The sequence below is a fragment of the Psychrobacter sp. HII-4 genome (assembly GCF_904846595.1).
In the GTDB taxonomy this organism is placed as follows: Bacteria; Pseudomonadota; Gammaproteobacteria; order Pseudomonadales; family Moraxellaceae; genus Psychrobacter; species Psychrobacter celer.
In genome coordinates, this window is the sequence record NZ_CAJHBJ010000010.1 from 67,768 (window position 1) to 90,242 (window position 22,475).

Annotated in this window: 18 protein-coding genes and 1 pseudogene; 14 read left to right on the plus strand and 5 right to left on the minus strand. The window is 49.0% G+C overall.

Annotated features, from left to right (window positions below; translation table 11 throughout):
* The first annotated feature begins 169 nt into the window (after positions 1–169).
* From rsmG to JMX98_RS07115, 10 genes are all read left to right on the plus strand, one after another.
* A complete protein-coding gene (gene rsmG, locus JMX98_RS07070; RefSeq protein WP_201585546.1) occupies positions 170–886 on the plus strand; it encodes a 16S rRNA (guanine(527)-N(7))-methyltransferase RsmG in 717 nt (238 codons plus the stop codon).
* 150 nt (positions 887–1,036) lie between these two features.
* On the plus strand, positions 1,037–1,816 hold the full coding sequence (locus JMX98_RS07075; protein ID WP_198336350.1) for a ParA family protein: 780 nt from the start codon (positions 1,037–1,039) through the stop codon (positions 1,814–1,816).
* 117 nt (positions 1,817–1,933) lie between these two features.
* Positions 1,934–3,067 (plus strand): ParB/RepB/Spo0J family partition protein, encoded by a 1,134-nt coding sequence (locus tag JMX98_RS07080; RefSeq protein WP_201585548.1) that lies wholly within the window; start codon positions 1,934–1,936, stop codon positions 3,065–3,067.
* Positions 3,068–3,118: 51 nt separating this feature from the next.
* Positions 3,119–3,847 (plus strand): MotA/TolQ/ExbB proton channel family protein, encoded by a 729-nt coding sequence (locus JMX98_RS07085; RefSeq protein ID WP_226941235.1) that lies wholly within the window; start codon positions 3,119–3,121, stop codon positions 3,845–3,847.
* Between the two features lie 78 nt (positions 3,848–3,925).
* Positions 3,926–4,357 (plus strand): ExbD/TolR family protein, encoded by a 432-nt coding sequence (locus JMX98_RS07090; RefSeq protein WP_201585549.1) that lies wholly within the window; start codon positions 3,926–3,928, stop codon positions 4,355–4,357.
* Positions 4,358–4,491: 134 nt separating this feature from the next.
* A complete protein-coding gene (gene msbA, locus JMX98_RS07095; protein ID WP_227680072.1) occupies positions 4,492–6,279 on the plus strand; it encodes a lipid A export permease/ATP-binding protein MsbA in 1,788 nt (595 codons plus the stop codon).
* Between the two features lie 50 nt (positions 6,280–6,329).
* Positions 6,330–7,496, plus strand: coding sequence for a tetraacyldisaccharide 4'-kinase (gene lpxK / locus JMX98_RS07100; protein ID WP_201585550.1), 1,167 nt, complete (start codon positions 6,330–6,332; stop codon positions 7,494–7,496).
* Between the two features lie 102 nt (positions 7,497–7,598).
* A complete protein-coding gene (gene kdsB, locus JMX98_RS07105; protein WP_227680073.1) occupies positions 7,599–8,450 on the plus strand; it encodes a 3-deoxy-manno-octulosonate cytidylyltransferase in 852 nt (283 codons plus the stop codon).
* A gap of 68 nt (positions 8,451–8,518) precedes the next feature.
* Positions 8,519–9,637: a DNA polymerase III subunit delta' gene (locus tag JMX98_RS07110; protein ID WP_201585551.1), complete on the plus strand. Its 1,119-nt coding sequence runs from the start codon at positions 8,519–8,521 to the stop codon at positions 9,635–9,637.
* A 63-nt stretch (positions 9,638–9,700) separates the two neighbouring features.
* Entirely contained in the window at positions 9,701–10,048 is a 348-nt protein-coding gene (locus tag JMX98_RS07115; RefSeq protein WP_192995332.1) for a PilZ domain-containing protein, read from the plus strand.
* A gap of 135 nt (positions 10,049–10,183) precedes the next feature.
* Here the strand turns inward: JMX98_RS07115 and ppk2 are convergent, their stop codons facing one another.
* On the minus strand, positions 10,184–11,197 hold the full coding sequence (gene ppk2, locus JMX98_RS07120; RefSeq protein ID WP_264755629.1) for a polyphosphate kinase 2: 1,014 nt from the start codon (positions 11,195–11,197) through the stop codon (positions 10,184–10,186).
* Positions 11,198–11,436: 239 nt separating this feature from the next.
* On the minus strand, positions 11,437–12,906 hold the full coding sequence (locus JMX98_RS07125) for an acetyl-CoA C-acetyltransferase (protein ID WP_201585552.1): 1,470 nt from the start codon (positions 12,904–12,906) through the stop codon (positions 11,437–11,439).
* 530 nt (positions 12,907–13,436) lie between these two features.
* Between JMX98_RS07125 and JMX98_RS07130 the strand changes: the two genes are divergently transcribed.
* The 4 genes from JMX98_RS07130 to JMX98_RS07145 all read left to right on the plus strand — a co-directional run bounded on the left by JMX98_RS07130 (position 13,437) and on the right by JMX98_RS07145 (position 18,169).
* Complete coding sequence (locus JMX98_RS07130) at positions 13,437–14,837, plus strand: 3-oxoacyl-ACP reductase (protein WP_201585553.1); 1,401 nt, start codon at positions 13,437–13,439, stop codon at positions 14,835–14,837.
* Between the two features lie 246 nt (positions 14,838–15,083).
* Positions 15,084–15,998 carry a MaoC family dehydratase gene (locus JMX98_RS07135; protein WP_105246173.1) on the plus strand — a complete coding sequence of 305 codons (915 nt, stop codon included), beginning with the start codon at positions 15,084–15,086 and terminating at the stop codon, positions 15,996–15,998.
* 129 nt (positions 15,999–16,127) lie between these two features.
* Positions 16,128–16,706 (plus strand): beta-lactamase hydrolase domain-containing protein, encoded by a 579-nt coding sequence (locus tag JMX98_RS07140; RefSeq protein ID WP_201585554.1) that lies wholly within the window; start codon positions 16,128–16,130, stop codon positions 16,704–16,706.
* 83 nt (positions 16,707–16,789) lie between these two features.
* Positions 16,790–18,169 (plus strand): serine hydrolase domain-containing protein, encoded by a 1,380-nt coding sequence (locus JMX98_RS07145; protein ID WP_201585555.1) that lies wholly within the window; start codon positions 16,790–16,792, stop codon positions 18,167–18,169.
* Positions 18,170–18,213: 44 nt separating this feature from the next.
* Here the strand turns inward: JMX98_RS07145 and JMX98_RS07150 are convergent, their stop codons facing one another.
* The 3 genes and pseudogenes from JMX98_RS07150 to JMX98_RS07160 form a co-directional block, all read right to left on the minus strand.
* Positions 18,214–19,467 (minus strand): cation:proton antiporter, encoded by a 1,254-nt coding sequence (locus JMX98_RS07150; RefSeq protein WP_201585557.1) that lies wholly within the window; start codon positions 19,465–19,467, stop codon positions 18,214–18,216.
* 320 nt (positions 19,468–19,787) lie between these two features.
* Positions 19,788–21,698, minus strand: a complete 1,911-nt coding sequence (gene ilvD / locus JMX98_RS07155; protein WP_201585558.1) for a dihydroxy-acid dehydratase — start codon at positions 21,696–21,698, stop codon at positions 19,788–19,790.
* A 147-nt stretch (positions 21,699–21,845) separates the two neighbouring features.
* Positions 21,846–22,475 (minus strand): annotated as a pseudogene (locus tag JMX98_RS07160) (RNA-guided endonuclease InsQ/TnpB family protein); the annotation flags it as partial.

Here is a 22,475-nt window from a genome sequence, read left to right on the forward strand (position 1 = left end):
ATGATAGCAGTAAATACTCAGCGGTTTGCTATGATTAAAGAACAATAACGCCTCAAAGACTGCGCAGATAGTATAAGATGTCTCACATTGGGGCAATCTGCAACTATTCAATACGCGGAGTGCGTGATAAAATAAACGGTTCACATGTCAAAACTGGATAATGCGCCTTATGTCAGCTTCTGCCAAAAAAACCTCATCATCTACCAGCGTGAATCATGCCGCTATCGATCCGGCCGAATTTGTTAAACTTGGCATACAGCTGCCAGCACTGGCCGATACGTTGGCGCAAGCGATCAATGAGCTGGGTTTGTCTTTGAGTGAGACGCAGCAGCGCACGCTATTATTGTACTTAGATCAGCTTCTATTGTGGAATAAGGCGTATAATCTCACCGCCATCACTGATCCCAAAGAAGCACTGATCAAGCATGTGATTGATTGTTTGGCTATTATACCGCATTTGCCGTCAGGGTCACTGTTAGATATCGGTACAGGGGCAGGGCTGCCAGCCGTTATTATCGCGATTTGCCAGCCTGAGCGCGCTTGCACAGCCTTGGACAGCAATCAGAAAAAAATTCGCTTTATCAAACAAATCAGTAGTGAGCTTGGCCTGCATAATATGCAGCCTATTGCTTCTCGTATCGAGGCGCACGAGGCCAGTTATGAGGTGGTGACCTCGCGTGCTTTTGCCAGCCTGATTGATTTTGTCCACGTGGCACAGCCAAGACTGGCCGCAGAGGGACGATTGTGCGCGATGAAGGGCAAAGCGCCAAGCGATGAAGAGCTGCAAGCGCTCGAGCATGACTGGCGTATCGACACCATAAAGTTAACAGTGCCGCGTTTACATGATAGTCGTCATTTGATTGAATTGTCTGCTAAAAATGTCTAAGCTATGAGCCCGTGCGGTCGTGAAACATCGTTTACCTTGATATCCAAATAGCATATATTGATGAGTCTTAAGGTTGCAGGGTGTTGTGATTGCAAGCGTCAGTAAAAAAGAGAATAACCGTAATAGATCCTATTAAAATTGAGTGAGTGTATGGAAATCATAGCAATTGCCAATCAAAAAGGCGGCGTGGGTAAAACCACGACGGCGGTAAATTTGACCGCCAGCTTGGCTGCTAAGCGCAAGCGTGTCCTGCTGATTGACCTAGACCCACAAGGCAATGCGACCAGTGGTACAGGTGTCGATAAAAACGAGCTGTCCTTGACCATCGCTGATGTGCTGCTCGATGGCGTCTCGCTGGCTGATGCGATTGTCTCCAGTCCTGCTGGGTTTGACGTGATTGGTGCCAACCGAGATTTGGCAGGTATGGACATCACTTTGATGAACAAAACAGACAGTCATGAGCTGTTTAAAAATGCCATGGCGGCGCTGGTAGAGCAGCAAGCCGCTACCAACACACCGGCTTATGATTATGTGATTATCGATTGCGCGCCGAGTTTGAATTTATTGACAATCAATGCTTTGGTGGCAACTGACGGCGTGATTATTCCAATGCAATGCGAATACTATGCGCTAGAAGGGCTGGCTGACTTGTCGCAGACTATTGAGCGTTTAACTGAGCTCAATCCAAATCTCTATATACGCGGCGTCGTAAGAACCCTATATGATGCACGTAACACACTCGCACGCGATGTCTCAGCCGAGCTTGAGGCGCATTTTGGCGATATCATGTACAAAACCCATATCCCCAGAAACATTCGTCTGGCAGAAGCACCTGCTCATGGTCTGCCGGTGATTGCGTATGAGAGGTGGTCAAAAGGGTCGCGCGCTTACCAAAAACTGGCCGCTGAAGTGATCAAGCAAAGCGCTTAAAAACGCGGCGTGGCCAGTGTTAGAGTAGATAAGCAGTAACTATCATATTTATAAGTAATGAGTAAGCCGCATTTGTAAAAAATGGGCTTTTATTTTAGTGTTAGAGGATAGGTAATCATGGCGAAAAAGAGAGGGTTGGCGGCCAATCGAGGCTTAGACGCCTTATTAGGGTCAATCAAAAAAGAAAAGCAAATTACCGCCTCTGCCTTGCAAGACGATATGGCTGCGCGTGGCGATGCTGCGCCCGTCGACACGTCAGATACCTCGCCATCAAACACGAACGCAAAAGCGCCTAGTGTCGCGACTCGCTCTGAGCGTACCGATGCTGCTAAAACCCAAACGCGCGCGCCTGATAGCAGTGGCCGAAAATCACGGGCTACAAACAAGGCAGCGGCCAAACCGCGTACCACAGGTACAGACAACAGTGCGCTTGAAGATCAAATCAGCTTGGTGCAGATCGATGTCAAACGCCTGCAAGCGGGTAAATACCAGCCGCGCCGTGATATGAGTGAAACGGCGCTGGCAGAGTTGGCGTCGTCTATCGAGCAGCATGGCGTCATGCAGCCTATCGTGATTCGCCCACTACTGGCCAGTGAGGATAAGAGTGAGGATTTTGTCACGCACGAAATCATCGCAGGTGAGCGGCGCTGGCGTGCGGCCAAGATGGCAGGTAAGCCAGTCATTCCAGCGATTGAACGCGCTTTGTCTGATGAGCTGGCGATTGCGCTAGCATTGATTGAAAATATCCAGCGTGAAGACTTATCCGTGATTGAACAAGCCGCTGCACTGCAGCGCTTTCATACCGAGTTTGGTATGAGCCATGCGATGATCGCTGAGGTAGTCGGTAAGGCGCGTACCACTGTGTCAAACTTGCTGCGTCTCAACCAGCTGCATGACACGGTCAAAGATCATTTGGCCAACAATGCGCTTGATATGGGGCATGCGCGTACTCTGTTGGCGCTCTCTTCTGAGCAGCAGCCGATCATCGCCCAAAAGATCATCGATGGCGGCATGACGGTACGCGAAGCTGAGAAACTGGTAAAATCTATCCTCCAGCCTGCGCCAAAAGTCAGCCGTGCTGAGCAAGTGCAATCACGTGACGTCGAGCGTCTAACCCAGCGCCTGACAGATATGCTCGGCGCTGAAGTAAAGCTTAAGCACAAAAAAGACGGGCAGGGCAGTGTCGAGATATTTTTTCATAGTCAAGACCAGCTGGCCGCTTTGATCAAACAGATAGAAGCGCAGGCTTAACAAGCGCCATCTTTATAACAACTATTTAAAAAAACATAAAAGAGAAGCAATATGTGGGAGTTGGTAAAGGCAGGTGGTTGGTTGATGACGCCGATTGTATTGTGCTCAATTTTGGCATTGGTCATCATTATCGAGCGTAGTCATACCTTACAGTTTAACAAAATCGTTCCAAGCAGACTGCGTGAACAGCTAATCACACGCTTGCGTGAAAACGGTGATATCGGCCGCACTCAGCTGATGAACGTTAAAGAAAAAACCCCATTAGGCGATATTCTAGCGACAGGGCTGCTCTATCGCCAGTATGGGCTAGAATCGATGACCATGCACATGCAAAACCGTGCCAGTGTGCAAATCCATCAGTTAGAAAAAAACATCAACATGCTCGGCACCATCGGCGCGATTGCCCCACTGCTTGGGCTATTGGGTACTGTACTGGGTATTATTTCATCGTTTTTGGCGATTACTGATGGCGCGATGCAGGACCCGACGATGCTAGCCGCTGGGGTATCACAAGCGCTGATAACCACAGCTGCAGGGATGATTGTGGCCATCCCTGCACTGGTGGCCTATCGCTATTTTCAGCGCCGTATCATTGATATCAATGCACAGTTTGAGACCCAAGCGGGCTTGATGATTCAAGAGCTATACGACTATCACCTGCTAGCAGATAGTAACCTGGCGGATATGCGTCAGTTTCCTTCTGCTGCAGTAGAGGGCGCGGCAGACTCAGCGCCTGCTATGCATGGGGAGGTCAATGCTGAAGCAGCCATGACCTCATAATCTGCGTCAGTGGTTATCAGTATTCTATGTTATCAGTATTCTACCAAGTGTGGTATTGAGTCAATTAAAGAGAATGGTATGCGCTTTAGAAAACCGACGGTCGAGCCCCTTGAAATCAATCTGACACCGATGATTGATTGTTTATTATTCCTAATCGTGTTTTTATTGCTGGCCACCTCGTTCAATCATTTTAGCCGTTTAAACATCATTCTCCCTGAGGCAGAAGGGGTGGCGCTGACAGAGCAGAACAATACCATCGAAGTGGCAGTGCAAGAAGATGGTAGCTACCTTGTCAATGGCATCACACTTGCGAGCAGCAATGAAGCGGAGCTGACCAGTATGCTTCAGCAAGAAGCCGGCAGCAATCGTGAGATGCTCTTTGTCATCGCGGCAGATGCCAATACCACGCATCAATCAGTCGTGCGTGTGATGGATGTCGCTGGCAAAATGGGGTTTTTGAACCTAAATATCAGTACGGTTGTGCCGCTTGGCCAATCGTTACCGCAATAATATATGGCGTGCTCGATGCCGCATTTATCTGTAAAGCTGTAGTTCTGTGAAGCTGCAGTTCTTGAAGGTGCAGTTCTTGAAGGCGCAGTATAGATGCAGTCCATTCATGTTATGACACCCAAATTGAGGCTTTTATGAGCCAAGCTTATTCATCAAACGCTACAAAACCGTCTGTAAAAAAACAGTCGGCTGCGCCCTCAGGTACGCCGAAATACCAGACATTGCTGCGGCTGCTACGCTATCTCAAGCCGTACTGGTGGGCGTTGCTGCTGACGGTTGTGGGGTTTGCGATCAATGCGGCAACCGAGATTTGGATTGCCAAACTGCTGCAATACATCACTGATGCCATCAATCAAAATGACCAAAGTAAGCAAGATTTGTTTCCACTGCTTATTATTGGTCTGTTCTTCGTTCGCGGTGTGGGTAGCTTTTTGGGTAACTATTACTCCGCATTGGTGTCGCGCAACTTGGTGTATGAGCTGCGTGTGGAGGTATTTAATAAGCTGCTGCGTTTGCCGAGTGCGTTTTATTTGGTCAATCCGGCAGGGACTATCTCCTCAAAGCTGATATTTGACGTCGAGCAAGTCACCGCTGCCAGTACCGACTCGATGAAAACGGTGTTGCGAGATGGTTTGACTGTGATTGGTCTGATTGGATTTTTGTTCTATAGTAATTGGCGTTTGACCTTGATTTTGTTTGTGGTGTTGCCGCCCATATTATGGCTGATTCGCATCGCATCCAAGCGTTATCTCAAGTTGTCAAAAGGCATCCAAGAAACCATGGGGGATGTCAGCCATATCACCAATGAAGTCATCGGTGGCTATCAGGTGGTCAAAAACTACGGCGGTCAAGCTTACGAAGCCGAGCGTTTTGATAAAACCTCCAAAAAGAACCTGCGCCAAGGTATGAAGGTCGTCGTGACCAACAGTATCAATACCCCAGCGGTACAGCTGCTGATGGCTATGGCGATGTCGGTGGTGGTTTGGCTGGCCCTTAGACCATCGGTGATCGATAATATCTCTGCCGGTGAGTTTATCTCGTATATCGCCGCGGCAGGACTGCTCAGTAAGCCGGTTCGATCCCTGACCGATGTCAATCAAAAACTGCAAAAAGGCATTGCCGCGGGTGAGTCCATCTTTGCGCTACTTGATGAGCCAGAAGAAAAAGACACCGGCACGGTCAGCCCAGCGTTGTCTGGGGAGATATCTCTGGACAATATCAGTTTGGTGTATCCCGATTCGACCGTAGCGCTGCACGACTTTACGCTGGATGTGCGAGCAGGGGAGACGGTAGCCTTGGTAGGGCGCAGCGGCGCTGGTAAGTCTTCATTGGTCAATTTGTTGACGCGTACCTTGCCGACCTCCTCGGGGCAGATTACCTTGGATGGACGGCCGATTGAGGATATCAAGCTTGAGAGTCTGCGTGCGCAGATTGCGATGGTCAATCAGCAGGTGGTGCTATTTAATACCACTGTTTTTAATAACATCGCTTATGGCAGTTTGGCCAATAAAAGCCAAGCAGAGGTAGAAAAAGCAGCCAAAGATGCGTTTGCTCATGATTTTATTATGAAGCTGCCAAATGGCTATCAAAGCGAAATCGGCGCTGAAGGTCTGCAGCTGTCAGGTGGTCAGCGTCAGCGTTTGTCTATCGCTCGGGCACTGCTAAAAGATGCACCGATTCTTATACTAGATGAGGCGACCAGCGCGCTGGACAATGAGTCAGAGTACTATATCCAGCAGGCACTTGATAATGTTATGAAAGACCGGACGACATTGGTCATTGCTCATCGATTGACGACCATTGAGTCCGCCGATCGTATCGCAGTCTTGGATGGTGGTCAGCTTGTAGAGCTGGGCACCCATGATGAGCTGATGCAAAAGCAAGGTCATTATGCCCAGATGTATGCCCGCGATTTTGAGTAGCCGTCAGTGCGTATAAAGCTTCAAATCAACGAATAAGTGAGCAACCAGCCTTGAGTATTGAGACGACAGTGACGCGTGCATGGCAACGCAAAGCCGCTTGGCTATGGCTGCTGTTGCCTATTAGTTGGCTATATGGTCTCATCATCACGCTGCGTCGTCAGGCTTATCGATGGGGGGTGTTTGCCAGCTATCGGGCGCCCATACCTGTCATGGTCATCGGTAATATCAGTGTGGGCGGTAGTGGCAAGACGCCGCTGATTATTGAGTTGGTGAGCTATCTACAAGCGGTACATCGTATCAAGGTGGGGGTGATTAGTCGCGGCTATGGCGGCGATACCAGCCAGATGCCAGCGCTGGTCGATGCCAGCAGCACCCCTAGCGTGGTCGGCGATGAGCCGTGTTTGATCGTCAATATGACAGGCGCACCGATGGCAGTCAGTCCCAATCGGCAGCAAGCGATTACCACGTTATTAGCCGCTCATCCAGACTTGCAACTGATCATTGCTGATGATGGCTTGCAGCATTATGCATTGCAGCGTGATATAGAGTGGATCGTCGTGGACATCGCTCGCGGTTTTGGTAATAAGCAGCTACTACCGACAGGGTTTTTACGTGAGCCATTGTCTCGGCTTAAGGGTGCCACTGTTGTGTATCATAGCAAGCAACAGATAAGTCCAGCCGCCGAGAACGCAAGCAAGCAAAAGCAGCCGAATCAGCGCCTGCTTATGTATATGCAAGCGGACAGCATGCAGCCTTTATGGGCACCTGCATTGGCGAATACCCAAAAACAAAACGCTGCGAAGGCCGATATACAGACAAGTGAGCAGCAAGATCATCCGGCAGCGCCAAAGACAGGCAGTCAAGTACATGCAGTCAGCGGCATCGGCTATCCGCAGCGTTTTTTTGAGACGCTCACAGATTTAGGCTTTGAGGTTATCGCTCATCCTTATCCAGATCATTATGATTTTACTTTGGCGGAGCTGCTACAGTATCGTCAGCATCCTATTGTCGTTACCACAAAAGACGCTGTAAAAATCAAAGCATTACTCTCAAAGGCCATGGCTGATAATGCGCTAAATGATGACTACCAAGCGCTGGAGAGTAGGCTCTGGGTATTGCCAGTCACCGCAGTGCTCTCTGATGATTGCTACCACTTATTGACAGAGCAATTACAGAGACTGGATATCGATATCAAATCTCATCAGGCTCTAAAATAAACAAAAAAATAAAGCGGCTCTAAAAACAGTCATTATCAAAGATAGCCATTATCAAAAATATATAAGACGGTACGTCACATCAAATCTACTAAGGAAGTAACCATGTCTAACATTGAGCCTGTCATTGACCCTGCTACTGCGTCTATGGCTGCTGCCAAAACTCACATTGTGATTCCTGCCCGCTTTAAGAGTACTCGACTACCTGGCAAGCCGTTATTAGGTATTCATGGCAAGCCGATGATTTTGTGGGTCGCTGAAAAGGCGCAAGCGGCACATTTTGCTGATGACATGTGTATCGCAACTGATGATGAGCGCATTGCTCAGGTGTGTATGGACGCAGGGTTTGAGGTGGTGATGACCAGCCGCGAGCATGCTTCGGGTACAGATCGCTTAGCGGAAGTTGCAGCCATCAAAGGCTGGGCTGATCAGGATATCGTCATCAACATGCAAGGCGATGAGCCGCTGGTGCCGCCTTTATTATTAGAACAAGTAAAGGATCTATTGGTCGCGGATAAAGCCAGCGTCATGGCCACCTTGTGTGAGCCGATCGATGATTATGAAACTTTTTTGCGTCCCTCAGTGGTCAAGGTCGTCAGTCAATATACCAATGCGCTGCAGCGCGCGCTATATTTTAGCCGCGCGCCTATTCCTTGTGACCGTGATGTGGTATTGGCAGACGAGCCAAACAAGCAACCACCCAAAAATGCTTATCGGCATTTGGGGCTTTATGCATACCGCGTGAGCTTGCTACAGCAGTTTGTACATTGGCCACAGACCCCGCTTGAGACCTTAGAGAGTCTGGAACAACTACGCGTACTAGAAAACGGCGGCCATATTGCTATCGCGACCGCAGCGTGTCATCTGCCGGCTGGGGTCGATACCCAAGAGGACTTGGATCGCCTCAATGCAATGGCATTCACCGACTTTCAGAGCCCGAGCAGCACCACTAACTAAAATAGCCTAAGCAAAACTACCATTAAGCTTTCAAGTCATTTTATAAAGCTGGAGCCATAGGTCATACAATGGAAAATATAGGTGCATCAAAGACTGCAGATGATATTTACTTTGCGCCATTATTGCCATGGCAGCAGGCATTATGGTCACAGCTCACTGACCGCGTCACTCGGCAGCAGACTTTGCCGCATGCTCTACTGGCCGCAGGCATGCAAGGCATGGGCAAACGTGCTTTTGTTTGGCGTCTGGTGGCGTGGCTGTTATGCCATGAGCGTGCAACCCATCCGCAAGGGGCGTGTGCCACGTGCGATAGCTGTCAGTGGCTCAGATCTGGTACACATCCAAGCTTGCAGACGCTGCCACTTATCAGTATGCCAGTCAGTATCGATAATATAGAAGCTAAAGAAAAAGCCGGTAAAAAAAGCACCAAGACCACAAGCAATAGCGCCTTAAAAATAAAAGTAGATGACATCCGCGCGCTACAGCCCTTTATTTACCAAGGCGGTCAAGGCCTGCGCATCTGTGTGTTAGACCATGCAGAGCAAATGACGGTCGCTGCCGCCAACGCGCTGCTCAAGACCTTGGAGGAGCCGCAAGCGCAGGTACATTTGTTTTTGATTAGCGACAGTCCAGCCCAACTGTTACCCACGATCAAAAGCCGCGTCCAGCAGTTGGCGTTACAGACGATTGAGCCTGCAGTCGCCATGGATTATGTAACGCAGGCACTTGGGGCGACGGTCAACCGTGAAGCCGTGAGCCCAACCGGGCTTCGCCAGCTTATACAGCTGGCTAACGGCGCGCCGCTCGCTGCGATCGCCTTGGCCAACGCCCCATGGTATAGCAAGCGTGCCTTGTGGCTGACGACTTGGCTGGCGCTGCGCAGTGGCAAACGTAGTAGCGTGGCGGCTAGTGACTATTGGCAATCACAGCTTAGTATTATAGAATTTATTCAGCTCTCTGAGCTGATGCTGCTCGACATACGCCGCGTCTGTTTAGGTCTAGCAGTACTACAGCAAGACATCAATTGGACAGCGCTTACGAGCGATCAGGCTGATGGCAGCACCCCTGACGACAGTGCTATAGAAGTATTTTCTCATCACTTGCAGCAAAGCAAAGTTGCGCTACAACAAAATGTGCAAGAAAAATTTGCCTATGATAAGCTGATGCAAGAATTGGCGCGTTTATAAACCAATATTTAAAACGAGCGCTCACTCATAAAAATTTAATCCAATGACTAAAGGAAGCTGACTATGGCCATGCCAGGACGCGGCGGGGTCTTAACCTGCCATATTGAAGACATCGAAACGCTATACGCCAGCTACTTATCTTTTGTGACCAATGGAGCGTTATTTGTACCGTCTGATCGTCCACAGCAGTTGGGCGATGAAGTGTTTATTGCCATCACGTTGCCAAATTCCAGCGAGCGTTTACCGATGAATGGTAAGGTGGTATGGATCAACTCTAAAAGCCAAAGCGGCCGGCCAGCCGGTTTTGCGGTACAAATCGGCACCGATATCGCAGGGCAAAGAATCAAAAACGAAGTAGAGCGTTTATTGGCTGGCAAAATCGACAGTTTGCAGTCTACTTATACCATGTAGCTGACGCGTTATGGTGATGACTGGCATGCTATGGCTATGCTAGGCGTATAAAGTATAAAAAAGGCCGCGGTATCTCATTTAAGATACCGCGGCCTTTTTGTTTGAGACAGAGTAGGGCAAGATAATCGTAAGTCGTTAATAACGCGGCGGCACGTACATATCATCTGGGATAGGCTCGCGGTAATATTCATCATCGCGTTTGCGCTCTGGTAGCTCGACCTCATCACGCGGTACTTCTTTATAAGGGATTTGCTCGAGCAGATGGGCGATACAATTAAGACGCGCGCGTTTTTTGTTATTGCCTTCTACCACCCACCACGGCGCTTCAGGAATATGAGTGCGCTCAAACATGGTTTCTTTGGCTTTGGTGTAGTCCTCCCAGCGTCGCCGCGACTCCAAATCCATTGGGGAGAGCTTCCACTGTTTTAATGGGTCATGAATACGGCTCATAAAGCGTGAATGCTGCTCGTCATCGGTGATCGAAAACCAGTATTTGACCAAGCGAATACCCGAGCGCACGAGCATGCGTTCAAACTCAGGCACCGACTGAAAAAACTCCTCATACTGAGCATCGGTACAAAACCCCATGACGCGCTCAACCCCGACGCGGTTGTACCAGCTGCGATCAAACAAGACGATCTCGCCAGCCGCTGGCAAGTGAGCGACATAACGCTGAAAGTACCACTGCGACTGCTCACGCTCTGTCGGTGCGGGCAGAGCAGCGACGCGGCATACCCGTGGGTTTAGGCGCTGGGTGATGCGCTTGATCGCGCCGCCTTTGCCCGCCGAGTCGCGTCCTTCAAATATCACAACGATACGCTCGCCGCGATCAACCACCCAGTCTTGTAGCTTGATAAGCTCGCGCTGCAGGCGCACCAGCTCCTGAAAGTACAGTCGGCGATCCAGCCTTCCTTGCTCGCTCATCTCCCGCCCATCAAAACGAAAATCACGCACATAATCATCTATTTCGTTTTCTAGCTCTTCATCATAGGTGTCGATAAGGTCTTCGTGCATTTTGCGGCGCAGCTCATCATCAAACACTTCCTTGTTCATCCGACTGATAAAGCTGTTTTGCTCGGGTGGGCTAAGATTTTGACGCTCTTGTATGGTTAAGAGTTTTGGGTCAATCGCCGAAGGAATTTTACTCATAAAAAGCTCCTGCCAAATATTATTATGATTTTGTTTGTTGTGGCCTTTACTTTAGCACATCTGGCAGTGGGACTAGGCGGTAGGTGCGTTTGATTATTGTGTGAAGTGGTCTTTGATAAGGCAGCGGTCATTGGTTTTATTGGCCGATTGTAAGCACAAAAAAACACCCATTAATCGCGTGATTAATGGGTGTTTTAGACAACCGAAGCTATCTGTCTGCTAAACAGACAATGGCGATATTATTTTTCTAGGATACACGTGACGCCTTGGCCACCTGCTGCACAGATAGAGATCAGGGCGCGGCCTGAGCCTTTTTGATCCAGTAGCTTAGCTGCAGTGGCTAGGATACGGCCGCCTGTCGCTGCAAATGGATGGCCTGCTGCCAATGATGAGCCATTTACGTTTAGCTTGCTACGATCGATGGAGCCAAGTGGCGCATCAAGACCTAGACGTTCTTGACAGAATGTCTCATCTTCCCATGCTGCAAGCGTTGAGAGCACTTGTGACGCAAACGCTTCGTGGATTTCATAAAAGTCGAAGTCTTGCAGCGTTAGGCCAGCACGCTCAAGCATACGCGGTACCGCATAGGCAGGTGCCATTAGCAAGCCTTCAGTAGTACCTGACTTGCCGATGAAATCAACAGCCGCTGTTTCTTGGTGCGCGATGTACGCCAATGGCTTGAGGCCGTGTTCTTTTGCCCACTCATCCGTACCGAGTAGGACACAAGAGGCGCCATCAGTGAGGGGGGTAGAGTTGGCCGCTGTCATGGTTGGGTTGGCGTTCTTTTTACCAAATACTGGCTTTAGCTTGCCCAACTTTTCGAGCGTGGTGTCAGGGCGCAAGTTGTTGTCACGAGTCAAGCCTTTATATGGCGTGATAAGGTCGTCAAAGAAGCCTTCGTCATAAGCACGTGCTAGGTTTTTGTGGCTGTTAAACGCCAGCTCGTCTTGATCTTCACGGCTGATATTCCACTCAAGCGTGGTGATGGCTTGGTGCTCACCCATTGATAGGCCGGTACGCGGCTCACCGTTTTGTGGGGTGTCGATCAAATCTTTAGGGTTTAGCCCCATTAGTGCTTTTAGGCGCTGCTTGTTGTCTTTTGCCGCACCAAGTTTGATAAGGACTTTGCGCAGACCATCACCGATAGCGATAGGCGCATCAGAGGTGGTATCGACACCGCCTGTGATGGCTGAGTCAATCAAACCAAGAGCGATTTTGTTGGCAGAGGCAAAGGTCGCTTGTAAGCCAGTACCACAGGCTTGTGAGACGTCATATGTTGGCGTATGAGGGTTTAGGGCTGTGTTTAGCGTCGCCTCACGCGTTAAGTTGATGTCGCGGCTCAGCTTCATGACTGCACCAGAGACGACCTCTCCGATGATTTCGTCTTGTAGATTATAACGCTCGACCAAACCATCTAATGCAGCGGTTAGCATGTCCGTATTGCTGACGTCAGCATAAGTGCCGTTTGAGCGGGCAAAGGGAATACGGTTGCCGCCCAAGATTGCAACGCGGTTTAGGTTTGAGGCTGGTTTGGCCTTTTTTGATTGGGTAGCAGCTGCTGTTTTGCCGACGGCAGCGGCAGTGCCTTTGGTTGTAGTGTCTTTTTTGGCGGCTGTGTCTTTTTTGCTGTTATTGCTGCTGCTATCGGTAGACTTTACGACAGTGCTTTCAACGACTGGACTATCAGGCTGACTGTTTTTATTACTCATAATATTATCCTTAAAGAGTATGGGTACAAAAGAAAAAAGGTGGCTGCTGGCCATTATTTATTACTTACTATGGTCATCTATGATAAGACGTTTTTACCAGCGTAATGTATGTCTTTGGCAAACGATGTGACGCTTATTTTTCGTCGCTTGGTCAGGGTTTTAAAAGCAAAAGAGCGGCTTGAAAACCCAGACTATTTTTGTAAACTCAGGCGTCTCGATTATTACCATTGCATAATAATGCATTTGATAATATATTGTTATCGATAATTGCATTTGCCATAACTTATGGGTCTGATTTTAACACAGTATCAGGCACGGTGACGCGAAAAAAAGTTGCCATCTTGTATACTGGCTTGTTTACAGATTGTTGTAGACTTTGTCAGTTTTTGGACTTGTTTATAGCGGAAGTGTATAGTTAAGCCAGATTTTAATGCATTTACTAAATATCAATAACGATGCGTCCGGTGAGTCTATATAATAGGCGTATTGCATTTTTAATTATTTTAACCATTTATAATAGGGATTATATTATGTCAGACCGTTATGGTGATTTTGTTCAGTCGTCTATTGGTAAAAAAGTGGCCAAAAATTTAGGTTTACCACTGCCAGTGACGTTAGATCGTTTTGAGAGCGGTGAGCCTTTGGTACGTGGCAGTGTGTTGGTTGGTCGCGCTGATGGCGACGACAAAAGCGTAAGCGCTGCAGTGGCCCGCATCTTATCAGAGGTCCATGCAGAGGTGTACGTCAATAGTAGCGACGATATCAAAGATGCGCTGGCTGATGCTGGTGTAGACGCAAAAGCCAATACGGGCGGCGATGATAAGTTTAAAGTATTGCTATTTGATGCCAGTAATATCAGTAACGCCGATCAGCTAAAAGCGGTATACGCATTTTTTCATACAGTGGCGCGCCGTGTCGAAAAATCAGGCCGTGTCATCATCATTGGCCGTACGCCAGAAAACCTCACAGACATCGAAGCTGCCTTGGCGCAGCGTGCGCTTGAGGGTTTTGTGAAGTCTGTTGGTAAAGAGTTTAAGCGCGGTATCACCGCCCAGTTGATCTACGTCGAAGAAGGTGCTGAGCAAAATCTTGATTCAACGCTGCGTTTCTTTACCTCAGCGCGCTCAGCGTATGTGTCAGGCCAAGTGGTACGTGTCAGTAAAGGCGACACTGTGGATGTCGACTGGACACAGCCTTTAGGTGGCAAAACCATGCTGGTGACAGGTGCCAGCCGCGGTATCGGTGAAGCAATCGCGCGCGTATTGGCTCGCGAAGGCGCTCACGTTATCTGCCTAGATGTACCTCAGCAGCAGGCAGATCTACAAAAAGTCGCAAGCGAAATCAGCGGCTCTGTGCTGACAGTCGATATCACCAGCGAGGATGCAGGCAAGCAAATTGCAGAGGCGGCACAAAAGCGCGGTGGGCTTGATTCAATCGTTCACAATGCTGGGGTCACGCGCGATAAGACGTTGGCAAAAATGGATGAAAAAAAGTGGGATATGGTCATCGATATCAACCTAGCTAGCATCGCACGACTCAATCGCTATCTATTAGAAAACGATGTATTAAAAGACAACGCACGTATCGTATGTGTGTCATCTATCTCAGGCATCGCAGGCAACATGGGACAAACCAACTATGCCACTTCTAAAGCAGGCGTCATCGGACTGGTCAATGCTACCGCCAAACAGTTACAAGACAATGCCAAGGGTATGACCATCAACGCTGTGGCACCAGGCTTTATCGAGACGCAAATGACAGAGGCCATCCCTTTTGCTATTCGTGAGGCAGGTCGCCGCATGAACTCCATGAGCCAAGGCGGTCTGCCAGTAGACGTGGCCGAGACCATCGCTTGGTTTGCCTCTCCTGCATCGGGTGGCCTAAATGGCAACATCGTTCGCGTTTGTGGTCAAAGCTTACTGGGTGCTTAGTACAAGCAATTATCCGTGCATAGCTAAGCTGTGGCAAAAGTAAGTAAGGTAAGTGTCGCTAAAGAATAAAGCGGTGCTTACATCGTAATGTGAGGTTTTTTCTTGATTGCCTAACATATGCTTACGAAAAAATTGCTGATAAATTGTAATAAAGCTGCCCAAGGGTGGCTTTTTTATGATAAAAACGTAGAATTCATGATAACAATGCCCCAAAAGGTTTGCTCCAGCCCTACTTAGGATTTATTTATGTCAGACAAACACTATGATGCGTTGCCAAAAGCGCATACAACTTATGCCAATATCGTCAAAAGTTTATTGCCTATCGGCAACAGTGGCAAAGTCAGTAAAGATCAGTTACCACAAGCGACTTACTACGTCGATGACCTCCATATTGATCAAGAAAATTTAGACGATTATCGTAAGATTTGTGGTTTTGCAGATAATGGCAAAGTGCCTATTACTTATTTTTCTGTGTTGTCGCAGACGCTGCAAATGAACATGATGGTCAAAGAGCCGTTTCCCTTTGCGATGCTCGGTCTCGTACACGTAGACAACAGTGTGACGCAGTATCGTCCTATCGGTGAGCGTGAAACAGTGGCGATGTCTGTGACTTTTGATAATCTGCGCGACCATGCCCAAGGTCAACAGTTTGATTTTGTCACGACAGTCAAATCAAAAGACGAGGTGGTGTGGGAGGGGACATCAACCTATCTATCACGTGGCAAAAAACCCAGCAGCAGTAAAGACAAAAAAAGCAAACCGCGACCAGTTACCGTAAAACCGACTATCGATGACAATGGGACCCACAGTGTTTTTGAAGTACCAGAAGATATTGGCCGTCGTTATGCGTTTGTTTCAGGGGATTTTAACCTCATTCACTTGCATCCACTATCGGCACGGGCCTTTGGTTTTCCAAAAGCGATCGCTCATGGTATGTGGTCGAAAGCCAAATGCCTCGCGCTGATGGATGAGCTGCCTGATGCCTGTACTGTCGATGTGTCCTTTAAACTCCCTATCTTTTTGCCTGCTGAAGTAGAGCTGATTGCCGAGCCGGTATCACAGCTACAAAACACGGATGATAGTTGTGAGTTTGGTCTATTTAGCGCCAAAAACGACAAGCCTCATCTAGCGGGTTTGGTAACGCTCAAGACCGCTAAGTAAATACAGCTGGGGCTCTCGCGTAACTGCTATCGAAAGTGATGGCGAACGGATCAAACGCGTTTAAGCACTAAAGCGCGTTTGTCTTTATATATATCCTACGTAGACAGACTAACGAATCTTTTTATTATTATGACCTCACATACTACAGCAACAACCCCAAATTCAGACCAAATCAATGATGTCGCGGCGCCTAATACCGCTGCTGCCAATGATGCTGCGGCAGACGACAGCGCCACAGCTGATGCGGACAATGTGGACAATGGCATCGAGCTTTCGACCATCTTTGAGCCTTATTTTCGCCCTGATGCCAATACCATCGTATGCGGCGCTCTGGATGAACAAAAAGTTGACGCATTGGCAAAGGCTGGCGTCGAGCTGGTCATCAACTTGCAGCCTGATGACGAGCTGAGCTTCGATGAAGCTGCCGCCGTCAAGCGCGCAGGCATGTATTATGAGCAGCTGCCTATCAGCGGCGCTGCTGATTTAAAGCAGCTAAAAGTATTGGCGTTTGATAATATTCTGCGCCAATATCACGGCAAAAAGGTAGCCCTACACTGTGGCTCTGGTAATAGAGTGGGCGCGGTGACGGCACTGCGCGCCGGCTGGCTGCGCGGCCGCAAAATGGATACAGCCATGGCACGGGGACGTAGTCACGGTCTGAGCAAGCTAGAAGATGAGGTGTATAATCGTTTGTTGGTCCCGCGCTAATAAGACATACCCTAAAGTAATCTGTTAATAGAACAAAAGGCGACCAGACGGTGGCCTTTTTATGACAATAGAGTAAGGCTGCCATGACTGAGACAATGAACAAACCCAACGAACGCGGTGACGCTCAAATAAATACCACCCTGCAGCAGCGCTTACAGCAATTGCTGACAAAATTGCAGCTTGATGATGCGCCAGCTGGTGGGGCGCTAGTAGTCTATCAGGCGGGCGAGTGTATCGCTCGTGCCAATGTGGGCTTGGCGCGTCCAGAGATGGCATGGCAACCGCAAACTCTAGCGATTAACTTTTCGACGGGCAAAGGGGTGCTCGCGGCTCTGGTTCATGTATTGGTCTCCAAACAGCTACTCGCTTATGACGTCCCCATTGCCCAGTATTGGCCGGCATTTGCGGCTAATGGCAAAGCGCATGTTACGCTGCGGCAGGTGATGTCGCACCAAGCTGATCTCTTTGCAATTACCAGTATTGAGGCAGATAGCGAGGCGGTACTAGACTGGTCGTATATGCGCAAAAAAGTTGCCGACATGACCATGACTCAACCTGACCAAGCCGACGCTTACGACTCAGCTTATAGTGCGCTAATCTACGGCTGGGTGCTGGGCGGCTTGGTAGAAATCGTCACCAAGATGCCGCTTGCGCAGGCGCTAAGCCATTATTTGACGACGCCATTAGGGATTGCTGATAGCTGCTATTTTGGGGTGCCAGATGATAAAGTCGACCTTGTCGCCAAGTTGGCCAAAGACTTTGATACAGACAAGACGGCAACCCCTAAGCTGCGGCAAAAACGACAAAAACCCACATTAAGACCAGACTCAGCAAATACCTTATCTGTCTACAATCATTTACCAAGCGCGGCGTGTTGGCAGCAGCAAGCCTTGCAGATGCAGCGCTCTGTAGCTGCTTCTGGGACGGATAAAGGACATCACCGCCAGCCGGCATTAACCACTGCAGGTATCAGTCGTCTGTATTTTGATACCAGCCACCTCAATCTAAAAAACTACAAATCAGCGCTTATCCCAGCCGGCAAGCAGCCTATTAATTACTATCAACGACAAACGCTACAAGCCGTCATCCCTGCCGCTAATGGGGTCGCGTCGGCTCAGGCGCTGGCGACGATATATGCCATGCTTGCCAATGGCGGGGTATGGCAAGGTCAGACGCTAATCGATCGCGCTACTTTTGAGCAGTTATCCACGCCCCAAGTCACAGGGTTAGACGCAGTCATGCCAGCGCCTATGCATTGGCGCTTGGGTTATCATCGTCTGTTTAGTGTCTGTGCTGATACTGCAGCAGGTTTTGGTCACATGGGCTACAACGGCTCAGTGGCGTGGTGTGATCCATCGCGGCAATTGTCGTTTGCTTTTATTCATAACTTCGATACTACGATGCTCAATGACGTTCGTCAGTTTGCTTTGACCGAAGCAGTACTCGCGTTGATAGCGCTTTAGCCGCACGTAGCTAGTGTATAAATTGCTAACATGTTCGATAATGCTTATGTCGAAGGCGGCTTATTGGGTGGTATTTTGAGCAGCTTTGGTGCACTCAAGCCATGCATAAAGATAGATATAAAAATTACAATAGAGCAGACCACCCATAACTTGAGCGCATCATCGTCTGCAAAGTAGCCGTGGTTGAGCGCATAGGATAAGTAATACAAGGTGCCGATACCGCGAATACCCAAAGCCGAGATTACGTATTTTTCGGAATGAGGCAGGCCTAGCCCCGATAAGGCGATAAACCCGCCGATAGGACGTATCAGAAGTAAAAACACAAAGCTGACGATGTAGACCCGCCATGTCAGCTCGATGCCTGACTGTAAGGCTTGACCAAGCAGCATCCCAAACACCACCAGTACTAGCGACATGAGTAAACCCTCTGACTGCTCAGCGAAATCATGGAGTTTTTGATGGTAATCATGCTGGTGCTCTGAGCGGCGAAAGGCAAAGGCTGCGACAAACACAGCGATAAAGCCATAGCTCTCTACATACTCGGCCAGTCCATAAGCGACCAGCGTCAGAGCGATCACTACATAGCCTTGCGAGATGGGCGTTTCTTGACTGTATTTAGAAAACACAAGCTTGGCCATGGCTTTGCCAACGACGATACCCACCACCAATCCTGCGCCTATCTTCCACAAAACATCATGGGTAAACCATGACCAGAGCATCTCGCCATCGAAACGCTGACCTGCGCTCAACGCTTCTGCCACCTTGATGGCCAAATAAACAAATGGAAACGCCAATCCGTCATTTAACCCTGATTCTGAGGTCAAGGTAAAGCGCGTCGTGTCCTCGCCGCCAGTGTTTGGTGGGCCGACCTGAATGCTAGACGCTAAGACAGGATCGGTCGGTGCCAACACCGCACCCAACAAAATCGCCGCCCCCATACTCAAGCCAAAAGCATAGTAGCCCAAAGCTGCCATGGTAAAAATACCAATCGGCATGGTGATGAGCAGCAGCCTAATCGTCGGTCGCCACAGCCGCCAAGAAAGCTCGGTATCAATCTTGATACCCGCGCCAACCAGTGATACCAAGACCACGATTTCTGTGAGTTTTTCGATGATAAGGCCATTGTCAATGGGATCCAAAAACGATAACGTCGTCCACCAATAACCCATGAGCAATCCAAAGCTTACTTGCAGCATGGGCAATGATATCGGGGTGTGCTTAAACACGATAGGAAACAGCGCCCCAAACAAAAAGGCGATACCGCAGACCAATAAGAAGACGTTATAGTTTTCAATCATAAAGGGGTGCACGCGACTATGTTATAAAAATATGTTATAAAAGTTTGTATCGACAACTATTTAAAAATATTTAATGTATGACGGCCTAGTCGATAACCAACTCACCTCAGTTATCTGTCACCTAAGTTATCTGACTGATAGTTTGTTCGAAGTCGTCAGCGCGGCTGCTCTGAGTCAGTCTTATCATGACGGCAAAAATATATTATTACCGCAAAAAAATCGTTATAAAAACGCGTGCTGCGTTGTTTTTTTGTGAAAAAAAAGCCTGCACGATGCAGGCTTTTCTCAACAGCTTGAGGTTTTAGAGAGTAGGGATGTCGTTAGCGTTCAACTTGACTCACGTCGCGTATCGCCCCCGTATCTGCACTGGTGGTCATGGCAGCATAAGCGCGTAAGGCTGGTGTCACATAGCGCTCACGGCTGACAGGCTTCCACGCATCACGGCCACGCGCTTGCATTTCTTCGCGGCGCGCCGCCAGCTCGGCATCACTGACTTGCATGTTGATGGTGCGATTTGGGATATCGATATGAATGGTGTCGCCCTCCATAACCAAACCAATCGCACCGCCCTCTGCTGCCTCTGGGCTGGCGTGACCAATAGAGAGGCCAGAGGTACCACCAGAGAAGCGGCCGTCAGTTAGCAGCGCACATTCTTTGCCCAAGCCTTTAGACTTAAGATACGTAGTAGGGTATAGCATCTCCTGCATACCAGGGCCACCTTTTGGTCCTTCATAGCGAATGATGACCACATCACCTGCGACGATCTCATCTGCCAATATGGCGGCGACGGCTGTGTCTTGCGACTCAAAAATACGTGCGCGACCTGTAAAGGTTAAAATACTTTCATCAACGCCTGCGGTTTTGACCACACAGCCACGCTCAGCGATATTGCCATAAAGCACGGCAAGGCCACCATCTGTTGAGTAAGCGTGTTTGACACTACGGATACAGCCTGACTCGCGATTGACATCGAGGTTTGGCCACTCCTTTGCCTGCGAAAACGCTTGAGTGGTACGTACACCGCCCGGTGCTGCAACATATAGCGCCCGTGCTTCGGTGTTGTCAGGGTTCATAATGTCCCATTTGTCGATGGCTTCTTTCATCGTGGCACTATGGATGGTCGGTATGTCGGTGGTCAATAGGCCTGCTCGATCAAGCTCGGCGAGTAATGCCATCACGCCGCCTGCACGGTGGACGTCTTCCATATGGTACTTTTGTGAGGCAGGCGCGACTTTAGATAGGCAAGGCACACCGCGGCTTAGGCGATCGATGTCCGCCATTTTAAAATCCACCTCTGCTTCGTTGGCGGCCGCCAGTAAATGCAAAATGGTGTTGGTCGAGCCGCCCATGGCGATATCGAGGCTCATGGCGTTTTCAAACGCAGCTTTGGTGGCGATAGAGCGCGGCAAGACAGACTCGTCGTCTTGCTCATAGCGGCGTTTGGCCAATGAGACAATCGTGCGGCCCGCTTCTAAAAACAGCTCGCGGCGCAGCGCATGGGTTGCAAGCAGTGAGCCATTACCGGGCAATGATAGCCCCAGTGCTTCGGTCAAGCAGTTCATGGAGTTGGCAGTAAACATACCAGAGCACGAGCCGCAAGTCGGGCAGGCAGAGCTTTCGATAGCCAAAACGTCTTCGTCACTGATGCGGTCATCAGCGGCATCCATCATGGCATCGACCAAGTCGAGCTTGCGAATGGCGTTGCCTTTATTATCAGTGGTATGGACATCGCTGCCGCCATCATTGTTATGACTATGAGCCACAGTACTGGCTATGACTTTACCAGCCTCCATAGGCCCACCAGAGACAAACACCACAGGAATATTAAGACGCATCGCGGCCATCAACATGCCTGGGGTGATTTTGTCACAGTTAGAGATACATACCAAGGCATCGGCGCAGTGGGCATTGACCATGTATTCCACTGAGTCGGCGATCAGATCGCGGCTGGGTAATGAGTACAGCATGCCGCTATGGCCCATGGCGATACCATCGTCGACCGCAATGGTATTAAACTCCTTTGCCACGCCGCCCGCTTTTTCGATCTCACGTGCAACCATCTGACCCAAATCCTTTAGGTGTACGTGACCGGGTACAAACTGAGTAAATGAGTTGGCAATGGCAATGATTGGCTTGCCAAAGTCGCCATCAGTCATGCCAGTTGCACGCCACAGTGCGCGAGCACCTGCCATGTTACGACCACCGGTAGAGGTTTTTGAGCGATAATCCATGTGATTTTCCTTACAAATAGGCGAGGTTTATAAAAAAGTGCAGCCTCAGCTGTGATGATAGTGTGCTTTTTATACTAAATAACGACCAATGAATAATACTAGGTCATGACCATACCATTAGATATGAATGTTGACTTCCTCCCCGCCCTAAAGTGAGGGGATTCCTACTAAAGACGGCCAAGCCCGACCGCGAGAATGTTTTTTGCTCCATTAACATCTCTGTTATGGGTCGTTTTACAAGAACGACAAAACCACTCTCTTATACCAAGCCCTGATCTACCTTTCGGACTGTCTTGGCGGGAGCCGCAACACGAGCAGGTTTGGGTGCTGTACGCTTCATTGACTTCGATATAGTGGCAACCTGCGTTCGCGCATTTATAATCCAGTTGTCGCTTAATCTCAAACCAACCAGCATCATAGACGGATTTGGCCAGTTTGGATGAAGTGAATGATGTTGATTTAATCTTTCCAACAACGATTAGGCTGTTGGCTTTAACAAGCTTTGATGTGAATTTATGAATTAAATCCTGGCGGGTGTTTTTAATCTTGGCGTGTATCGCACGGATCCGTTTTTTATTCTTGGCTCTTTGGGCAATGGCCAGTTTTTCAGCATATTGATGGGTTAGCTTAGTGGTTAGAACATCGCCATTACTACTGACCGCTGAATCCTTACAGCCTAGATCAATACCGACTTGGCCAGTACCACACTTAATCTTTGGAAACTCTTTGACGGTGACACAAGCATACCAGTGGCCCCGATTGTCTTGTACTAATTCG

What these genes read in the sequence shown, in the direction of transcription:
- JMX98_RS07085 (WP_226941235.1), top strand. Translation starts at nt 3,119, where the DNA reads ATGTGGGAGTTGGTAAAGGCAGGTGGTTGGTTGATGACGCCGATTGTA.
- JMX98_RS07110 (WP_201585551.1), top strand. Translation starts at nt 8,519, where the DNA reads ATGGAAAATATAGGTGCATCAAAGACTGCAGATGATATTTACTTTGCG.
- JMX98_RS07080 (WP_201585548.1), top strand. Translation starts at nt 1,934, where the DNA reads ATGGCGAAAAAGAGAGGGTTGGCGGCCAATCGAGGCTTAGACGCCTTA.
- JMX98_RS07135 (WP_105246173.1), top strand. Translation starts at nt 15,084, where the DNA reads ATGTCAGACAAACACTATGATGCGTTGCCAAAAGCGCATACAACTTAT.
- ilvD (WP_201585558.1), bottom strand. Translation starts at nt 21,698, where the DNA reads ATGGATTATCGCTCAAAAACCTCTACCGGTGGTCGTAACATGGCAGGT.
- JMX98_RS07145 (WP_201585555.1), top strand. Translation starts at nt 16,790, where the DNA reads ATGACTGAGACAATGAACAAACCCAACGAACGCGGTGACGCTCAAATA.
- JMX98_RS07130 (WP_201585553.1), top strand. Translation starts at nt 13,437, where the DNA reads ATGTCAGACCGTTATGGTGATTTTGTTCAGTCGTCTATTGGTAAAAAA.
- JMX98_RS07090 (WP_201585549.1), top strand. Translation starts at nt 3,926, where the DNA reads ATGCGCTTTAGAAAACCGACGGTCGAGCCCCTTGAAATCAATCTGACA.
- JMX98_RS07115 (WP_192995332.1), top strand. Translation starts at nt 9,701, where the DNA reads ATGGCCATGCCAGGACGCGGCGGGGTCTTAACCTGCCATATTGAAGAC.
- rsmG (WP_201585546.1), top strand. Translation starts at nt 170, where the DNA reads ATGTCAGCTTCTGCCAAAAAAACCTCATCATCTACCAGCGTGAATCAT.
- JMX98_RS07125 (WP_201585552.1), bottom strand. Translation starts at nt 12,906, where the DNA reads ATGAGTAATAAAAACAGTCAGCCTGATAGTCCAGTCGTTGAAAGCACT.
- JMX98_RS07140 (WP_201585554.1), top strand. Translation starts at nt 16,128, where the DNA reads ATGACCTCACATACTACAGCAACAACCCCAAATTCAGACCAAATCAAT.
- msbA (WP_227680072.1), top strand. Translation starts at nt 4,492, where the DNA reads ATGAGCCAAGCTTATTCATCAAACGCTACAAAACCGTCTGTAAAAAAA.
- JMX98_RS07150 (WP_201585557.1), bottom strand. Translation starts at nt 19,467, where the DNA reads ATGATTGAAAACTATAACGTCTTCTTATTGGTCTGCGGTATCGCCTTT.
- kdsB (WP_227680073.1), top strand. Translation starts at nt 7,599, where the DNA reads ATGTCTAACATTGAGCCTGTCATTGACCCTGCTACTGCGTCTATGGCT.
- ppk2 (WP_264755629.1), bottom strand. Translation starts at nt 11,197, where the DNA reads ATGAGTAAAATTCCTTCGGCGATTGACCCAAAACTCTTAACCATACAA.
- JMX98_RS07075 (WP_198336350.1), top strand. Translation starts at nt 1,037, where the DNA reads ATGGAAATCATAGCAATTGCCAATCAAAAAGGCGGCGTGGGTAAAACC.